The 1,504-nt window shown below is 63.7% G+C and carries 2 protein-coding genes; both read right to left on the bottom strand.

Annotation, left to right across the window (positions count from 1 at the left end):
* On the bottom strand, nt 1-665 hold a 665-nt coding region (locus WCE35_RS16265; RefSeq protein ID WP_424594362.1), incomplete at its 3' end, for an SDR family NAD(P)-dependent oxidoreductase.
* A gap of 140 nt (nt 666-805) precedes the next feature.
* Complete coding sequence (locus WCE35_RS16260) at nt 806-1,411, bottom strand: 2-hydroxychromene-2-carboxylate isomerase (protein WP_424594361.1); 606 nt, start codon at nt 1,409-1,411, stop codon at nt 806-808.
* Between the last annotated feature and the right edge of the window lie 93 nt (nt 1,412-1,504).

Below are 1,504 nucleotides of genomic sequence, written 5' to 3'. Positions count from 1 at the left end.
CAGTAGGACTCCGCGACCGAGGACGGCGGCATCAGGAGATCGGGATCGTCGAGGGCGCCCGGCCCCAGCGCCTCAAGCCGCCGCTGGCGCACCCATTCGGTATTGACGCCGGAGTCGATGATGAGATGGGCGACGTGGATGTTTTTTGGACCCAGTTCGCGCGCCGTGGCCTGTGCGACCGCACGCAGGCCGAACTTGGCGCTGGCAAACGCCGCATAGCCGCTGCCGCCGCGCAGCGAGGCGGTGGCGCCGGTGAAGAAGATGTTTCCCCTGCCGCGCGGCAGCATCAGCCGCGCCGCCTCGCGCCCGGCGAGGAAGCCGGCCCAGCACGCCATTTCCCAGACCTTCCGGAATACGCGGTCGGTGGTCTCCAGGATCGGGAAATTGACGTTGGCGCCGACATTGAAGATGCAGACTTCCAGCGGCGCGTGCGCATCGGCGTCGTTCAGGAAGGCGGCGATCTCGTCCTCCTTGCGCGCGTCGAGCGCGCGGGCGACGATCGAGCCGCCTGTCGCCTCGATGTCCCTGACCAGCGGTTCGAGCTTGGCGCCGTCGCGCCGGCCCGCGAACACGGAGAATCCCTCGGCGGCGAATTTTTTGGCGATTTCGCCGCCGATGTAGTCGCCGGCGCCGATCACGGCGCAGGTGGCGTTGCGCTTTTGCATTGGTGCACTCCTCTGAATCATGCGGACCCGTTCGCGGCGCGGCCTCTCCTCGTCATTGCGAGGAGCACTTGCGACGAAGCAATCCATTCTTTCTTTACGCGGCGAGATGGATTGCTTCGCTCCGCTCGCAATGACGGGCGTTATTTCCCCGCGACCATTTCCGCGACTTCGCGCAACTGCTCCTTGCCGAAGAACATCTCGTTGCCGACGAAGAAGGTTGGCGAGCCGAACGCGCCGCGCTCGACCGCCGATTGCGTGTTCGCGATCAGTTTTGCCTTGACCTCGGGCTCCTGTGCGCGGGCGAACAATTTGGCCGCGTCTAGGCCGGATGCGGCCAGCGCCCTGGCCGCCACCTCGGGATCGTCCATCTTCTTGGGCTCGACCCACATATGGTGAAACGCCGCCTCGACATACTTCTCGAACACGCCTTCGAGCTGGGCGGCCACCGCGGCGCGCATCAGGTTCAGCGTGTTGACCGGGAAGAACGGGTTCCAGGTATAGGGCTTTACATGGAAGCGCTTGACGAAGCGTTCGGTCTCCAGCGCATGAAATTCGCGCTTGTTCTTGATTCCGGCGAGCGTTTCCGCCGGCGACCTGTTGTTGGTAGCCTTGAAGATGCCGCCGAGCAGGATCGGGACATATTCGAACTTCACGCCGGTGCGCTGTTCGATCGCCGGAATCGCCTCATGGCTGAGGAACGCGTTCGGGCTGCCGAAATCGAACAGGAACTGGGGATTTTGGCTCACGGCGGTCTCCCTTCGGGGGTTCTTATATGATCCCTATCATTCCAATTAGCCTAGCGGGTCGCTTCACGAGGATCAACCGGCCAGCGCTTATGC

This window comes from Bradyrhizobium sp. (assembly GCF_049691595.1).
Taxonomy (GTDB): domain Bacteria; phylum Pseudomonadota; class Alphaproteobacteria; order Rhizobiales; family Xanthobacteraceae; genus Bradyrhizobium.
This window is presented reverse-complemented; position numbering and strand designations above follow the sequence as displayed.